The sequence below is a fragment of the Algibacillus agarilyticus genome (assembly GCF_003286125.1).
GTDB lineage: Bacteria > Pseudomonadota > Gammaproteobacteria > Enterobacterales > Alteromonadaceae > Algibacillus > Algibacillus agarilyticus.
Window position 1 is genome coordinate 95,323 of the sequence record NZ_QMED01000010.1, and the last position, 16,007, is coordinate 111,329.

The following is a 16,007-nucleotide window of genomic DNA, read 5'->3' on the forward strand; positions in this document are numbered from 1 at the left end:
TTATCATTTTCGCTACTTAATACGGATGACTTCCGCACCTAACTTAGCAAATTTTTGCTCTAATTTTTCATAACCGCGATCAAGATGATAAATTCGATCAACCGTTGTAGTGCCTTTGGCAAATAAACCAGCAATGACTAAACAAGCAGAAGCTCTTAAATCCGTCGCCATAACTTGAGCCGCCGAAAGTGAATCAACCCCCTGACAGATAGCCGTATGGCCTTCTAATTCAATATCAGCACCCATGCGCTGTAATTCAGGCACATGCATAAACCGATTTTCAAAAATGGTTTCGGTTACTTTAGAGCTACCTTTAGCAACACAATTTAAAGTCGTAAATTGCGCTTGCATGTCGGTTGGAAAAGCAGGATGTGGCGCTGTTTTAATATTAACCGCTTTTAATGTACGACCACGCATATCAAGCGATATGGTATCGGCAGTTGTTTCAATTAATGCGCCCGCTTCTTCTAGCTTGATTAATACCGCATCTAATAAATCTGGCCTAGTATGAGTGCAACGAACTTGACCATTTGTTACGGCCGCCGCAACTAAAAAAGTGCCGGTTTCAATGCGATCAGGTAAAATACTATGCTCACAACGGTGTAACGATTCTACCCCTTCAATAATAATTTTATCTGTGCCTGCGCCGGTAATTTTTGCGCCCATTTTGATTAAACAATTTGCTAAATCAACAACCTCTGGCTCTTTAGCCGCATTTTCCAGTATCGTTGTTCCTTCAGCTAAAGTTGCGGCCATTAATAGGTTTTCCGTTCCCGTAACCGTAACCATATCAAAAAGAATTCGAGCCCCCTTTAAGCGCCCTGCAACCTTAGCCTTAATATAACCTTCTTTAACAACGACTTCTGCACCCATTTGCTGTAAGCCTTGAATATGAAGATTTACGGGTCGAGCGCCAATAGCACACCCTCCAGGGAGCGACACTTGAGCTTCACCCATGCGAGCAACTAATGGACCAAGCGCCAAAATAGAAGCACGCATCGTTTTAACGAGATCATACGGGGCTAAAGTCGAAGTGATGTGAGTCGCATTTAAAACAACATTACCATCTGATACTTGACTACTAATACCTAACTCAGATAATAATTTTACCGTTGTATTAATATCTCTTAACTGTGGGACATTTTGAAAAGAAACGGGCTCAGATGCGAGGATGCTTGAAAAAAGGATCGGCAATGCTGCATTTTTTGCGCCCGAGATTCGTACGTCGCCACTTAAAGTCGCGCCGCCCGTGATTTGTAGTTTATCCATGAAAAGGTTACCGCAGGGATTAGAAGTTTAATAATTTATGTTTACGCCATTCTTCTTCTGTAAGCGCCTTTATCGCGATAGCGTGAACCGTACCATCTGCAATAAGCTCCATTAAGGGAGCATATACCGCCTGTTGACGTTTTACTGAACGCATGTCAGCAAAATCATTTGAGACAACAGTCACTTCTAAATGTGAACCTTCGGCTTTAACTTTAATATCAGTTGGAGATAAAGCTTGCGTTAACAAGTCTTTAATTAGATCAAGATCCATTATTTACTCAATTTCTAAAATGTGATTTACATCGCTAATACGGGCTAAGTTACTCAAATCTTGAGGCACATTTTGCCACGCAATAACAACACTCTGCGCAGCAAGCACCTGCTTTTGCTGCAACAACCAAGCTAACCCTGCGGTATCAATAGTTAATTCCATTAAATCAACATTAATATTCTTATCATTAACCGGTAACGATAAAGAACCAATGTTATCAAAACGAGTCAAGCTCCCAATGAGTTTGATGTTTTGTGCTGTTTGTTGAATTTCGATCATTTTGTCTAGCCTTTACCATCCGATAAAACGAGCGGGTTTTGGGCTTTTCGACGTAAGTCAGAGATAACAGATTCTATTCCTGAGCGCTTAATCGCTTCGTTTATTTCTTTACGCTTAGTATCTAACATCGAAATACCTTCGGCATCCATATCATAAGCCAGCCAAGTAACACCATCGCTGCTCTCTTTTTTACGTAATTTAAAATAAATATCGATATCAGGATGACCAGGTTCTGTGATCTTACTTTTAACCACAACTATTTTACTGTCACCATAATTTTTACTCGGCTCAACATAGACTTTTTGTGATGCTTTAAAATTAGTAAAAACTTGGGCGTAAATTGCCACCATGTAATCTTTAAAAGCACCGATGAAACTTTTAATTTGCTCTGGTTTCATTTTTTTTAAGTTGTTATTCCCTAAAACCTTAAACGAAGCATAGGTATAATCGATATACGGCAATAATTCTTGGGTAACGATGTCTTTTAAAATTTCAGGGTTTTTCTGAATTTCAGGTAATTCTTTTTCAAATCGATTAAATGTATTACCTGCAATCACCTGTAATAACACATACGGATTATCTTGATTAACTGTTTCTTTTTCACCAGCATGGGCTGCCGAACAAAGCAAAAGGATAGCGAAACCAATAAGGCGTTGTAATTTATACATTGTTAACTCCATGCAACAAATTTAATCATCGTTTTGACTAAACAAAAATTGTCCAATCAATTCTTCCAGTACTAAAGCCGATTTAGTATCTTCTAAAAAATCACCGTCTTTCAAATAACCTACACCTTCGATAACAAAACCGGGCTCTAACCCAAGGTATTGCTCTCCAAGTAAACCGGCAGTTAAAATACTCAATGAACTCGTTTCAGGTATGTTTTGATATTCAGTATAAATATCCAATGTCACAACTGGCACGTAATTAACTTTATCTAAATCAATACTCGATACTCGGCCAACAACAACCCCGCCCACTTTAATTGGACTGCGCACCTTAAGGCCGCCGATATTGTCAAACTTCGCCTTTAATTGGTAAGTATCCGAACTACTTACCGATCCTGAATTGGCGACTTCAAATGCCAATGTAAAAAAGGCTAAAAAACCAACAACGATAAACAAACCAACCCAAAATTCCACTTTACGGCTTGTCATTTTTACTCTCCAAACATCAAAACAGTTAATAGAAAATCTAATCCCAATACAGCTAGTGAAGAATGAACAACCGTTTGCGTTGTTGCTTTACTAATTCCTTCAGAAGTTGGGATACAATCATACCCACGAAAAATCGCGATCCAAGTCACCACAATGGCAAATACAACGCTTTTTATAAAGCCATTCATTATATCAGCACTTAAATCAACATTGGCTTGCATAACAGACCAAAAACTACCTTCATCCACACCCAGCCACTCAACCCCGACTAAGTGCCCGCCATAAATGCCAACCGCACTAAACATGAACGCTAACAATGGCATACTATAAAAGCCAGCCCAAAAGCGTGGAGCGACAATACGACGCAATGGATCAACAGCCATCATTTCCATGCTCGTAATTTGTTCAGTCGCTTTCATTAAACCAATTTCAGCGGTTAATGCAGAGCCCGCGCGACCGGCAAATAATAAAGCAGTTACAACAGGGCCTAATTCACGTAATAACGATAAGGCAACCATCGGCCCCAAGCTATTTTCAGCCCCATAATCAATTAAAATAGTATAGCCTTGTAAAGCCAATACCATGCCGATAAACAAACCACTAACGATGATAATCGCCAACGATTGCACACCAACAACATAAATTTGGCGGATCACAAGTGGAATTGACTTAGCGAAATTAGGCGCAGCAAATATAGCACCAAATAACATAAGCGCAGCACGACCTAATGTCACCACTTGACTAATAGCAGTACGGCCAATTTGAGTTATCACAGAAAGACGTCCTTTAATTCATCTGCAAATGGTTTTGCTGGATAATGAAATGGTACCGGCCCATCAGCTTGTCCCTTCATAAATTGTCGCACTAAAGGTGACTCATCTTGATGAAGTTGCGCGGGAGTGCCGTGTCCAATAACTTTTTTGTTTGCCATAATGTATGCATAATCTGCAATTTGCATCACTTCTTGTAAATCATGAGAAACAATAATAGATGTCAGGCCGAGCGCATCATTTAATGAGCGAATAAGCTTCAACAAAACACCCATAGAAATAGGATCTTGGCCAACAAACGGCTCATCATACATGATTAATTCAGGATCTAAAGCAATAGCGCGCGCTAAAGCAGCTCGACGCGCCATACCACCCGATAATTCATTTGGCATTAACTGAGCCGCGCCACGTAACCCAACTGAATTTAACTTCATTAAAACCATACTGCGAATAATAGGTTCTGGTAATTTGGTATGCTCTCGAATGGGAAAAGCGACGTTATCAAATACACTCATTTCAGTAAATAGCGCACCGCTTTGAAACAACATACTCATTTTTTTACGAACGTCATATAGCTCACGTCGATTCACTTGCGCTATATCTTTATCCGCAAATAAAATTTTGCCTGAGTCAGGTCTAATTTGCCCGCCAATCAAACGTAATAATGTCGTTTTTCCAATACCGCTAGGCCCCATAACGGCAATCACTTTTCCTTTAGGGATCGTTAAGCTAATATCGTCGTATATGACTCTTTCGTCACGCGAGAATGTAAGATTCTCTATCTGCACAAAGTTATTTGGATCCATCAATAGTCCTGCATGCGTTCGATTTTTAATCGCTTAGCCTTAATACTGCAGATTCTAACAGAAAGAATCTAACTAATCAGACGAAATATTGTAAATTAATGTTCAGCTTTCGATATAATACCTAATACTTAGTTCACTAACTCAGAATTTTTTTAACTTATGCTTATTGCTTGTATTTTACTTCTTGTTGGATTGGCTGCACTTATGTGGAGCGCTGACAAATTTGTTTACGGTGCGGCAGCACTCGCTAGAAACATCGGAATATCACCTCTCATTATAGGCTTAACCATTGTTGCGATGGGGTCATCAGCACCTGAAATGATGGTAGCCGCTTCTGCCGCTTTAGATGGCAAAATAGATACCGCGGTCGGTAATGCAATTGGCTCAAACATCACAAATATCACTTTAGTTTTAGGGATCACCGCAATACTAAAAACCATTATGGTTTCATCCACTACGATTAAACGCGAATTACCTTTAGTTTTATTAAGTTCAGCCTTTGCTGTCGCACTCCTTTACGATAACCACTTTGCTTTTTGGGAAGGTATTGCATTATTTATCGCGTTCATCATAACAATAGGTGGGCTAACTTGGTACGCACTCAAACAAAGTAAATCAGGTGTTGATGATTTATATGATGAAGAGTTGGTTGATGATGTTCCTTCAGACGTCTCAACAAAAAAAGCCATTTTATGGCTAGTTGTCGGTATAATCGTTTTACCCCTAAGTGCCGATATTTTAGTTGATTCGTCAGTCACTATTGCCAAATATTTTGGTTTGTCGGATTTGGTGATAGGCTTGACGATTATTGCAATCGGTACCTCGCTTCCAGAGTTAGCCGCATCGGTAGCCAGTGTCTTAAAAGGTGAAGATGAACTTGCCTTAGGGAATATTGTCGGCTCGAACATATTTAATGCCCTAGCGGTAATGGCCATCCCAGGCATAATTGCACCAGGCGCTATTGATCCTTCAGCTATTCATATACATGGTATGATCATGCTAGGGATTACGTGCTTGCTGATCGCAATGGCCGTCGGCATAAAGCGAAACCGTAGTATAAATAGAGTCGAAGGTTTTATACTGCTTGGCTGTTTCATTGCTTATCAATATTTACTTTTTTTCTATAGCGCATAAGGGTAAGGGTAAAAACCATGACAAGCCTTGCCAAGAAATCGTATTTAGCAACGGCTAAACGCGTCCTTAATCTTGAGATAGACGCGCTTAGTAATCTATTCCAATATTTAGATCACTCATTTGAGCAAGCCTGTGATGAACTACTCAATTGTAAAGGCAAAGTTATCGTATTAGGTATGGGGAAATCAGGCCATATAGCGAAAAAAGTTGCCGCGACATTAGCAAGCACAGGGACTCCAGCCTTTTTTGTTCACCCAGCGGAAGCTAGTCATGGAGATTTGGGCATGATAGGGGGAGCAGATTGTGTGTTTATGCTCTCTAATTCAGGCGAAACAGACGAAATTGTAAAACTACTTCCCGTGATTAAGCGCATCGGCACGCCCATTATCAGTATGACCAGCAACCCAAAATCAACGCTTGCAAACGAATCACTTATTCATATCACGTGTGCTGTTCAAGCTGAAGCCTGCCCACTAGGATTAGCACCAACATCAAGTACAACAGCTGCACTTGTATTAGGCGATGCGCTTGCTGTTGCATTACTTGAAGCCCGTGAATTTACCGAAAATGACTTTGCCTTGTCGCACCCCGCGGGTAGTTTGGGCCGTCGTTTGTTATTACGTGTTGAAGATTTAATGCACATGAATGATGAATTGCCGATTGCAAAGCACACATTAACCATTGCCGAAGCCCTATTAATTATCACTGAAAAACGCATGGGATTTACGGCTGTCGTTAATCAAAATAAAGCCTTGATCGGTGTTTTTACCGATGGAGACTTGCGCAGAGCCATTGATAATCGAATCGATTTACATAGCACTCAACTCAAAGACATCGTTAAATCAGGCTGCACCGTTGTAAAACCAACGTTACTTGCTGCAGAAGCGCTAAAAATAATGGAAGATAAAGCCATTAATGGCTTAATCATCACCGATGAGCACAACACGCCTGTAGGGGCGCTCAATATGCATGACTTACTACGAGCAAAGGTTTTATAATGTTTAGTACTATTTATGGACCCATTACGGCTTTACAGCACAATAAGTACCTCAACACTCAATTACTCATTTGTGATATTGACGGCGTATTTAGCGACGGTCGTATTTATCTAGGTAATAACGGCGAAGAATTAAAAGCGTTTCATACTCGTGATGGTTTTGGTATTAAAGCGATTATTAACGCTGGCATTCAAGTCGCGGTTATTACCGGTCGTAAATCAACGATTGTTGAAAAACGTATGACGTCATTAGGTGTGCAACATATTTTCCAAGGCCAAGAAAACAAACTTGAAGCCTACGCCAAGTTAAAACAGCTCACGCAATTGAATGATGCACAAATTGCTTATATTGGTGATGATGTGCCCGACCAAACAGTGATGACTGAAGTCGGTTTAGCCATTGCAACTCAAGATGCTCATCCCATTATTCAGCAAATAGCCGACCACAAAACATCAATTAGAGGAGGGTTTGGCGCAGTAAGAGAAGTCTGTGATATTTTACTTGAGACTCGCGGTATACTTGCACAGGCCCAAGGTATGAGTGTCTAACCATGCGAGTCTATTTATTAATTGTGCTTATCTGTGCTTGCGCAGGGTATTATTTTTATCAACAATGGCAAACTCAACCAAAAAACATCATAAAACCAAGCACTGAAAAATCAGAACCCGATTATAAAGCAAGCGGCTTAAGCATTAAGCTATTTAACAAAACAGGCGTTCCGAGCGTTGAGCTCAAAGCGCAATCAATGGCCTATTACCAGAAAAAAGCCGTTGCCGAATTTGAACAGACTGAATATAACTTATATAACAACAACGCTGAAATAGATTGGCAACTGCACGCGCAAAAAAGTGTACTGCATAATAATAATGCTCTTGAGTTAAGCCACCAAGTTACCTTAAGCTCAAACGCAACAACCCATTGGCTAACAAATTTATCAACCGAGCAATTAAATGTTGATATTACAAATAAAACAATTGAAACAATAACACCAATAAACTTACATGGTGAACGTTTTAATTTAACCGGCAAAGGTATTTCTGCCAATTTAAACCAAAATAAATTTGAAATTAAAGATGAAATTAAAGCAGTTATTATCCCTAATTAAGTCGGCAGCTTTTTGCCTATTACTCGGCGTAAACACATTTGTTCATGCCAATTTATTTGATGATGAAAATAAAGAGTCCATTTTAATTGAAGCTAACCGTCAAGCAATGGACCTAACCAATAACACATTAACCTTCTATGAAAACGTTAAAGTTGAGCAAGGAGGTATGACATTACTCGCAGAACAATTAGACGTTGTTAGAAATAAAGCAGAACAAACAGAATTACTGATTGCTCAAGGAGCCCCCGCTAGCTTTAGCCATAAACTTGAAACAGGCGAAGTTGTAACGGCTGAATCCTCAAACATAACGTTTAATGTCAATACCCGCATTTTGACATTAGTTGGAGATGCAAAAATTGCACAAGCCGACAGCCAGATCACCGGCGACAAAATAGAATACGATGTGAAACAACGTAAACTAGTTGCGTCATCTGAAAAAAACCAATCACGTGTTCGTACCGTGTTAACACCCAATTAATAACATGAGTAAATTAATCGCTAAGCATTTAGCCAAAAGTTACAAAAATAGACAAGTTGTACAAGATGTTTCACTTGAGGTTAACTCGGGTCAAATTGTTGGTTTACTCGGCCCTAATGGTGCGGGCAAAACAACAACGTTTTACATGATTGTTGGGTTAGTGGCTGCCGACAAAGGTTCAGTCATGTTGGATGATAAAGAAATGACCCACTTCCCGATGCACGAGCGAGCCCGATTAGGTGTAGGTTATTTACCGCAAGATTCATCTATCTTTCGTAAATTGACCGTGCGTCAAAACATATTGGCTATTTTAGAAACAAACAAGGCATTAACTAAGCAAGATAGAGAAAATAAACTTGCACTATTGCTTCAAGAGTTCCATATTGAACATATAGTAGATAGTCTTGGTATGAGTCTTTCGGGCGGTGAACGCCGTCGGGTCGAAATAGCGAGAGCATTAGCTGCCGACCCTCAGTTCATTTTATTAGATGAACCTTTTGCGGGTGTAGATCCGATATCCGTTTTAGATATTAAACGGATCATTACTCACTTAAAAGAACGTGGGATAGGCGTTTTGATCACGGATCATAATGTACGAGAGACACTCGATGTATGTGAAACAGCATACATTGTCAGTCAAGGTAACTTAATCGCTTCAGGCAAGCCTGAAGCTGTATTAGCAAATAAACAGGTACGTGAAGTGTACCTAGGTGAGCAATTTAAGCTCTGATTGGCAGGATAATCCGATTAAATGAAACAATCGTTACAACTCAAATTTAGCCAACAACTAACCATGACTCCACAGTTGCAACAAGCGATCCGCTTGCTACAACTGTCGACTTTAGATTTGCAACAAGAAATACAAGATGCAATGGATGCTAATCCATTGCTGGAGCAAGAAGAGCAAGACAACTTTGATTCACTCGAAAGTTTAGACACCGTAAAAGAGCCAACCACGACTATCAAAACGAGTGATGCTGACACGCCTGAAAACATAGCCGATACGCGTGAAGAACTTGATAAAACAGAAATCCCAGAGCAACTCGCTAGCGATACAACATGGGATGATCATCTATCACAAGGCTCCAGCACATCAAGTAAAAACAGCAACAGCTATAATTCAGATGATGACAGTGTTTATCAGGGTGAAACAACCGAATCTATTCGAGACCACCTTTTTTGGCAAATGGATTTAACCCCTTTTAGTCCAACCGATTTAGCCATTGCCACCGCGATTATCGATGCAATTGATGATTCCGGTTATTTGACAGTCAGTGCAGACGACATTCTCGAAAGTTTAGGAGACGATGAAGTTGAACTTGATGAGATAGAAGCCGTCATTAAACGCATTCAACTATTTGACCCCGTTGGTGTCGCTTCTCGCACCGCCCAAGAATGCTTATTAGTCCAACTAAACCAATTTGCCGATACAACACCTTGGCTTGCCGAGACCAAAAATGTCATTAAAAATTACATTGATATATTAGCTAACCGAGATTACCGCACACTCAGTCGTAAAACCAAATTGAAAGAAGAGCAATTGAAAGAAGTGATGAAGCTCATTCATACACTTAACCCGCGACCCGGTAATGCTGTAATAGCTGAAGATTCACAATACATAGTGCCAGATGTTTCAGTCAGAAAAGAAAAAGATATATGGATAGTTGAGCTAAACCCAGAAAGTGTGCCTAAACTTAAAGTAAATCAGGAATATGCCGCATTGAGTAAAACAGCTAAAAACACAGCTGACTCTCAATTTATTAAAACGCATATGCAAGATGCAAAATGGTTTATTAAAAGTTTAGAAAGTAGGAACGACACACTATTGAAAGTCTCTAATTGCATTGTCGAGCATCAAGTTGGGTTCTTTGAATATGGCGACGAAGCCATGAAACCCATGGTGTTAAATGATATTGCTGAAGCAGTTGAAATGCACGAGTCAACGATCTCTCGTGTAACAACACAAAAATATATGCACACGCCTAGAGGCATATTTGAACTCAAATACTTTTTCTCTAGTCATGTTAGCACCGAAAATGGGGGCGAGTGTTCGTCAACCGCAATACGAGCTTTGATTAAAAAGCTAGTCGCCGCTGAAACCCCCAATAAACCGTTAAGCGACAGTAAAATAACCACATTACTTGCAGAGCAAGGTATACAAGTTGCGCGTCGTACCATTGCAAAATATCGCGAAGCTTTGTCTATTCCACCCTCTAATCAACGTAAAAGCCTTTTATAAGGCTCCACTCACTAAAGAAGAAGGAAAAGCCTATGCAAATCAACTTAACTGGCCGTCATGTAGATGTTACCGAGGCTTTAAAAGACTATGTCGATACTAAGTTTGCAAAACTAGAGAGGCACTTTGATCATATCAACAATGTTTATGTTATCCTTAGTGTTGAAAAATTAGTGCAAAAAGCCGAAGCAACCTTGCACTTAAAGGGGGGCGAAGTTTTCGCAACTTCAGATCATCAAGATATGTATGCAGCCCTCGACTCGTTGATTGACAAATTAGATAGACAAGTCATCAAACATAAAGAGAAATTAAAAAACCATTAGCCTTATTTATGGACATAACGTCATTAATTTCGCCAGACTGCGTTTTTTGCGCAGTCCCGGCGACAAGTAAAAAAAAATTACTGCAAGTTGTAAGTGAATTAGCGGCTCAGCACCTATCAGGTCAAGTTGAAGAGCATGATATATTAGATGCTTTTTTAAGTCGTGAGAAGCTCGGAAGCACTGGTATCGGTAACGGCATTGCACTTCCACATGGCCGTTTAGCAAACTGCGATAAAGGGCTTACTTTTTTAATTACAACTGAAGAGTCAATTGATTTTGACGCAATCGATAATCAGCCCGTTAAAATATTTTTTGCACTGCTAGCGCCTGAAAGTGAATGTCAAACACATTTAAAATCATTAGCCACTATTGCCGAAAAATTATCTAACAAAGATGTCGTAAAACGTATTAAACTAGCCAGCACCAACAATGAGCTTTATCAAGCCATCACAGAATAGCCTATATAGCTAAACGGATATTACAATGTTGAAACTTGTTATTTTTACAGGTCGATCAGGGTCAGGAAAAACAGCAGCACTGCATAACTTAGAAGATTCAGGTTATTATTGTGTTGATAATATGCCTTTAGAGCTACTACTTTCACTGATCTCAACCCTAAAAGATAAAACTAACAAACTTGCCGTCACTTTAGATGTGCGTAATTTAACATCTCCATCAGAACAGCAAGTCGCTACTTATATTAGCACTCTCAAAAAACAGGTTGATTTAAGCGTTGTTTACCTTGATGCCAATAATGAGTCATTAATCAAACGCTTTTCAGAATCAAGACGCATCCATCCCTTATCTTTGCAAAAATCCGACTTAGGTTTAGAAGAAGCAATAAAAGAAGAAGAAAGGCTACTTGAGCAGGTTAAACAACTGTCAGATATGATTATTGATAGCAGTGGCTTTAGCATCCATCAATTAAACGATGCGGTACACACTGAAATTTTAGGTACCAAAGCAAAACAAATGAAGCTGGTTTTCTCTTCATTTGGCTTTAAATTCGGTTTACCACAAGATGCTGATTATGTATTTGATGCACGCTTTCTGCCAAACCCTCATTGGGTTGAAGAATTAAGAGCACTTACCGGTCTAGATCAACCCGTGCAAGATTATTTAGGCAACTGCCCTGAGGTCACCGAGTTTATTTGGCAAATCAAAATATTCTTAAAAACATGGTTACCTGCACTAGAGCGTAATAATCGCAGTTATGTTACCGTCGCTATAGGTTGCACGGGTGGTAAACATCGCTCTGTTTATACCGCTCAAACGTTAGCGGATAACTTTAAACAAGAACGCGACAACGTAACAATTATTCATCGTGAACAAAAAATACAAGAACATTTATAATGACCGTTTTAGAATGCAGTAAAGAATTAACCATACAAAACAAGCTAGGTTTACATGCGCGAGCCGCAACAAAACTAGCCGAGTTAACCCTGCAATATAAATCAGTGATCACGATTTCTTGTGGCGCTAAATCAGCCAATGCCAATAGTGTTATGGCCCTCTTGTTATTAGCTGGCGCACAAGGCAAGCAAATTAATGTTTCTTGTTCAGGTGAAGACGCGGCCACTGCCTTAAATGCCGTAGCGAATTTAATTGACAACAAATTTGAAGAATCGGAATAAAGACATTTTTCATAAATCACAAAAGATTCATCACCTTAGCCAGTCTTCAATAGAGTTTTTTATGTCTTTACGTTACAGTATGGCATAAGCTTGCTTCACGCTAGGCAAGCGTGAAAACATAAAAATTTGACCTTCGTCGTATTAATCTAGCTCAAAAAGTTTATACCTAACGTCACAGTATTTCGGCTATAACTCTTTTTTGTAGGAACACCTTAATGCCAGATGCATTTGAACATGAAAGCAAACACAACCAATTAAGTGATATCAATAATGCGCTTAGCCAGGGTATGTTTGTCCATGTTCGCAATATGCTGCATGACTTATCTGATGGCGACATTGCCTATATCTTAGAATCATCACCGCTTAAACAACGTCAAGTTTTATGGGCGCTCATTGATAGCGAATTTCACGGTGATATCCTTGAAGAACTAACCGAAGATGTTCGCTATAGTATCTTACATAAGATGCCGCCCTCAATGGTTGCTGAAGCAACTGAAGGTTTAGATACCGATGATCTGGCTGAAGTCCTTAGAACCCTACCAAACGCAACTTATCAAGCAGTATTAGATTCATTAGACGAGCAAGACCGTCATCGTGCCGAACAAGCACTTGCATACGAAGAAGATACGGCCGCCGCAATAATGAATACGGACACAGTGACCATCAGACCCGATGTAACCACTGAAGTCGTCATGCGCTATTTAAGATTACGAGGTAAATTACCTGAAAATACCGATGTGCTTTATGTGGTAGATGAAAAAGATAAACTTATTGGCACCTTACCCTTGTCCACTCTTGTGGTCACCGCCAGCCCAACAATTCATGTCGCTGACATTATGATCCGAGATGCGGAGACGATCCATGCCAACATGGATGAATCCGACGTGGCACAGTTATTTGAACGACACAACTGGGTATCAGCGCCTGTTATTGATGACGAAGAACATTTATTAGGCCGGATAACAATCGATGATGTCGTTGATATAATCCGCGAAGACGCAGAACATTCAATGATGAGTATGGCGGGTTTAGATGACGAAGAAGATACATTCGCCCCCGTTATTAAAAGTACCAAAAGACGTTCTTTATGGCTCGGTATAAACTTAATTACCGCTTTGCTCGCGGCGTTAGTTTCAAGTGCTTTTGAAGATATTTTAGGTCAACTCGCAGTGCTGGCGATACTCAATACAATCGTTCCTAGCATGGGTGGCATCGCCGGTAATCAAACACTCACCCTTGTAATACGCGCAATGGCTCTTGGTCATGTTGCCCCCAGTAATGTACGTTGGCTTATTTTTAAAGAGTTCACGATTGGTTTATTAAACGGTATGTTATGGGCGGTATTAATCGCCTCAGTAGTGGCTGTTTGGCAACAAAATCTGTTACTTGGCGGGATAATTGCCTTCGCAATGTTGATGAATATGCTCGCTGCGGGCATAGCGGGTGTCACAATTCCGCTAGTATTAAAACGGCTTGAAATTGATCCCGCATTAGCAGGAGGGGTTATCTTAACAACGGTAACCGATGTAGTCGGTATTTTTGCCTTTTTAGGCACTGCAACTTGGTTACTCAGTTAAGTATATTGACTTTAGTTCTGCTCTCTCTCCGACAAAACCAAACAAGCGGATAAAAAATAATAAAGCCGCGTATTAACACGCGGCTTTAACAAATACGATTTGTGTGATTAAAACAATCTAGAGAAGCAGAGAGTTATTTAGTAACCGCTTGGGTATCCATTGTTGTTTCTATTTCAATCCCATTTACGGTGTAATCTGTGCTTACTTGAACTTGCATGTCTAACTTAGCAAAGTCAGTAAAGCCTTCAGGTATAGGCTTACCGGTCGATTCTAATACCGTATTTAAAGGACCAAACAACGATTTATAATCAACAGAAAAAGCATTAACGCCATTATTAACAAGTGCTTCATTCGTTAAATTATCAGCTACCGCTGCCGCTTTATCACCTTGATAAATAACAACATGATTGCCTTTAACCGCAACCTGTGGGTTTAACCCCAGCGCAGGTGGTAATGGAAAAAATGAACTAACAGCTAACGGGCTACCATCTTCCGGGATCGTGACATCGGCTAAAGGCGGATACAATGCTTTTAAACCATTAAAAATAGTTAAGGGTGCATTAGCAGATAACGTAATAAGCGCTTCAATACCTTTAACAGGGACTTGTTCGTTTTCTAAATCAAGCTCAAAATCAAATATTGTTGCACTAATCCCTTTAACACCACCCACCATGCCAGTAAACATACCTAACATCATCGGGCTAGTTTGCGAAATTTTAGTCTGAGCAGCAACAAGTGACTCACATGTATAGTCCGCGTTAGTAAATTCAGTCCAAAATTGCATCAAAACAGGCGTTAGTTCATCAACATCAAAACCAAACGCAACATTAGCAATTTGGTTATCAAAATTATAGACATGTTGAGGAATAAAACCTCTGAGCTGGCCAAGCGACGCATTCGTTTCTTGATTGGTACTTTCTACAGCAAGTGCCGCTTTTATTGAAGAAGACTCATTATCAATTTCTACATGACGTGTGCCCATAACTGTGCGCGGCCACGCATTAGCAATTGCAGAAAAATCGGTTGCACAAGCTTGCTCACGCATACTATTAAACATATCAGGTTTAGTTAACTGAGCTAAGTTCGTTAACATACGACCAAACGCGTTACCCTCGGCTTGGGTTAAACCTTTAATAATTTGCACATGGTCAATAAATCCAACTGAAGAACCATCAAATGCATACTTATCCGTGATAGCTTGTAACGATTCTGCGGCTAGTGCGTTTTTGGGCTTTTCGATGGCTAACGCAATATTCAAATCTTCGGGTGTATTTATCGGTGTATTAATGGTGATAGAAGCCCAGCCATCAATCACAGAAACGGCAAGTTCAACCATAACACCGTCATTGTTAACAACAGGGTATTTAACATATGAAAAAGCATCTACAGCCACTTTTTCAGGCGTAATACCCGCTTCTGAAGCTAAAGTATCGAGTGAAGACCACAACGCTTGCGCATCTGCTATTTCATAGCGAAAAACAGGTAACAAACCAACCGTATAAACCAGCATACGCACATCATCACCAAAACCAAATCTAGCTTTTAGATCATCAGCTGATTGTGAAGCTGTTAAGTAATGTTTTATTAAGTTAACTGAAAACTGAGCTTCAGGATTTTCAGGCTTAAAGGTTTCATCTAACATCAACATCACTTGGGTAGGATCACCAAAGCTGGCTTGATAAGTTTGCATATATTGCGTTAAAGGAAACGCTTCTAGCTGACCTGAAAACAGTACGGTATCGGCAGGTACATTTTCAAGAGCCATCAACTCATCGTTAGACATTTGAGAAGCATAGTAAGTGGTCGCACCGGCAGCCGAAGCTAAGCCCAATGCAAAAAGAATGGGTTTCATTATGAAAGTCCTTTTAATTTAATGTAAAGACATTGAATACAGACATTCCGCATTCAATGTTATAGGTGTATTGATAAACAAGTAGAATTTAACAAATAAACAACTTAATTACCAATAC

Annotated in this window: 20 protein-coding genes; 12 read left to right on the forward strand and 8 right to left on the reverse strand. The window is 39.9% G+C overall.

The genetic code is table 11. The annotated features are described in order from the left end of the window. Nucleotides 1-12 precede the first annotated feature (12 nt). From murA to mlaF, 7 genes are read right to left on the reverse strand one after another with little or no spacing between them, the layout of a single operon-like run. Nucleotides 13-1,269, reverse strand: a complete 1,257-nt coding sequence (murA, locus tag DPX34_RS09990; protein ID WP_111978281.1) for a UDP-N-acetylglucosamine 1-carboxyvinyltransferase — start codon at nucleotides 1,267-1,269, stop codon at nucleotides 13-15. A 19-nt stretch (nucleotides 1,270-1,288) separates the two neighbouring features. Then, on the reverse strand, nucleotides 1,289-1,540 hold the full coding sequence (locus DPX34_RS09995) for a BolA family protein (protein WP_111978282.1): 252 nt from the start codon (nucleotides 1,538-1,540) through the stop codon (nucleotides 1,289-1,291). Between the two features lie 3 nt (nucleotides 1,541-1,543). Continuing rightward, the gene (locus DPX34_RS10000; RefSeq protein WP_111978283.1) at nucleotides 1,544-1,819 is read right to left on the reverse strand and encodes an STAS domain-containing protein; all 276 of its coding nucleotides are present in this window, start codon (nucleotides 1,817-1,819) and stop codon (nucleotides 1,544-1,546) included. 5 nt (nucleotides 1,820-1,824) lie between these two features. After that, nucleotides 1,825-2,487, reverse strand: a complete 663-nt coding sequence (locus tag DPX34_RS10005) for an MlaC/ttg2D family ABC transporter substrate-binding protein (protein WP_157964685.1) — start codon at nucleotides 2,485-2,487, stop codon at nucleotides 1,825-1,827. Between the two features lie 21 nt (nucleotides 2,488-2,508). Further along, complete coding sequence (gene mlaD, locus DPX34_RS10010; RefSeq protein ID WP_111978285.1) at nucleotides 2,509-2,976, reverse strand: outer membrane lipid asymmetry maintenance protein MlaD; 468 nt, start codon at nucleotides 2,974-2,976, stop codon at nucleotides 2,509-2,511. Between the two features lie 2 nt (nucleotides 2,977-2,978). Then, nucleotides 2,979-3,749: a lipid asymmetry maintenance ABC transporter permease subunit MlaE gene (mlaE, locus tag DPX34_RS10015; RefSeq protein ID WP_111978286.1), complete on the reverse strand. Its 771-nt coding sequence runs from the start codon at nucleotides 3,747-3,749 to the stop codon at nucleotides 2,979-2,981. Further along, a complete protein-coding gene (mlaF, locus tag DPX34_RS10020; RefSeq protein WP_111978287.1) occupies nucleotides 3,746-4,552 on the reverse strand; it encodes a phospholipid ABC transporter ATP-binding protein MlaF in 807 nt (268 codons plus the stop codon). Before mlaF ends, mlaE begins: the two co-directional genes overlap by 4 nt. 159 nt (nucleotides 4,553-4,711) lie before the next feature. Between mlaF and DPX34_RS10025 the strand changes: the two genes are divergently transcribed. The 12 genes from DPX34_RS10025 (at nucleotide 4,712) to mgtE (ending at nucleotide 14,037) form a co-directional block, all read left to right on the forward strand. Beyond that, a complete protein-coding gene (locus tag DPX34_RS10025; RefSeq protein ID WP_111978288.1) occupies nucleotides 4,712-5,686 on the forward strand; it encodes a calcium/sodium antiporter in 975 nt (324 codons plus the stop codon). Between the two features lie 17 nt (nucleotides 5,687-5,703). Continuing rightward, a complete protein-coding gene (locus tag DPX34_RS10030) occupies nucleotides 5,704-6,684 on the forward strand; it encodes a KpsF/GutQ family sugar-phosphate isomerase (RefSeq protein ID WP_111978289.1) in 981 nt (326 codons plus the stop codon). Next, the gene (gene kdsC, locus DPX34_RS10035) at nucleotides 6,681-7,232 is read left to right on the forward strand and encodes a 3-deoxy-manno-octulosonate-8-phosphatase KdsC (RefSeq protein ID WP_438938517.1); all 552 of its coding nucleotides are present in this window, start codon (nucleotides 6,681-6,683) and stop codon (nucleotides 7,230-7,232) included. The genes DPX34_RS10030 and kdsC overlap by 4 nt, the downstream gene beginning before the upstream one ends. Before the next feature lie 2 nt (nucleotides 7,233-7,234). Further along, entirely contained in the window at nucleotides 7,235-7,789 is a 555-nt protein-coding gene (gene lptC / locus DPX34_RS10040) for an LPS export ABC transporter periplasmic protein LptC (protein ID WP_111978291.1), read from the forward strand. Continuing rightward, nucleotides 7,758-8,267, forward strand: a complete 510-nt coding sequence (gene lptA / locus DPX34_RS10045) for a lipopolysaccharide transport periplasmic protein LptA (protein WP_111978292.1) — start codon at nucleotides 7,758-7,760, stop codon at nucleotides 8,265-8,267. Before lptC ends, lptA begins: the two co-directional genes overlap by 32 nt. 4 nt (nucleotides 8,268-8,271) lie before the next feature. Then, nucleotides 8,272-8,997 (forward strand): LPS export ABC transporter ATP-binding protein, encoded by a 726-nt coding sequence (lptB, locus tag DPX34_RS10050; protein WP_111978293.1) that lies wholly within the window; start codon nucleotides 8,272-8,274, stop codon nucleotides 8,995-8,997. A gap of 21 nt (nucleotides 8,998-9,018) precedes the next feature. Then, on the forward strand, nucleotides 9,019-10,506 hold the full coding sequence (locus DPX34_RS10055; RefSeq protein WP_111978294.1) for an RNA polymerase factor sigma-54: 1,488 nt from the start codon (nucleotides 9,019-9,021) through the stop codon (nucleotides 10,504-10,506). A 32-nt stretch (nucleotides 10,507-10,538) separates the two neighbouring features. Next, nucleotides 10,539-10,826: a ribosome hibernation promoting factor gene (gene hpf / locus DPX34_RS10060; protein WP_111978295.1), complete on the forward strand. Its 288-nt coding sequence runs from the start codon at nucleotides 10,539-10,541 to the stop codon at nucleotides 10,824-10,826. Nucleotides 10,827-10,834: 8 nt separating this feature from the next. Then, nucleotides 10,835-11,284, forward strand: a complete 450-nt coding sequence (gene ptsN / locus DPX34_RS10065; protein ID WP_111978296.1) for a PTS IIA-like nitrogen regulatory protein PtsN — start codon at nucleotides 10,835-10,837, stop codon at nucleotides 11,282-11,284. Between the two features lie 28 nt (nucleotides 11,285-11,312). Beyond that, nucleotides 11,313-12,179 (forward strand): RNase adapter RapZ, encoded by an 867-nt coding sequence (gene rapZ / locus DPX34_RS10070; protein WP_111978347.1) that lies wholly within the window; start codon nucleotides 11,313-11,315, stop codon nucleotides 12,177-12,179. Further along, entirely contained in the window at nucleotides 12,179-12,460 is a 282-nt protein-coding gene (locus DPX34_RS10075) for an HPr family phosphocarrier protein (protein WP_111978297.1), read from the forward strand. The genes rapZ and DPX34_RS10075 overlap by 1 nt, the downstream gene beginning before the upstream one ends. 215 nt (nucleotides 12,461-12,675) lie before the next feature. Beyond that, entirely contained in the window at nucleotides 12,676-14,037 is a 1,362-nt protein-coding gene (mgtE, locus tag DPX34_RS10080; protein ID WP_111978298.1) for a magnesium transporter, read from the forward strand. Between the two features lie 133 nt (nucleotides 14,038-14,170). On the opposite strand, the gene DPX34_RS10085 is transcribed toward mgtE, so the two are convergent. Continuing rightward, complete coding sequence (locus DPX34_RS10085) at nucleotides 14,171-15,889, reverse strand: hypothetical protein (protein WP_111978299.1); 1,719 nt, start codon at nucleotides 15,887-15,889, stop codon at nucleotides 14,171-14,173. Nucleotides 15,890-16,007 lie beyond the last annotated feature (118 nt).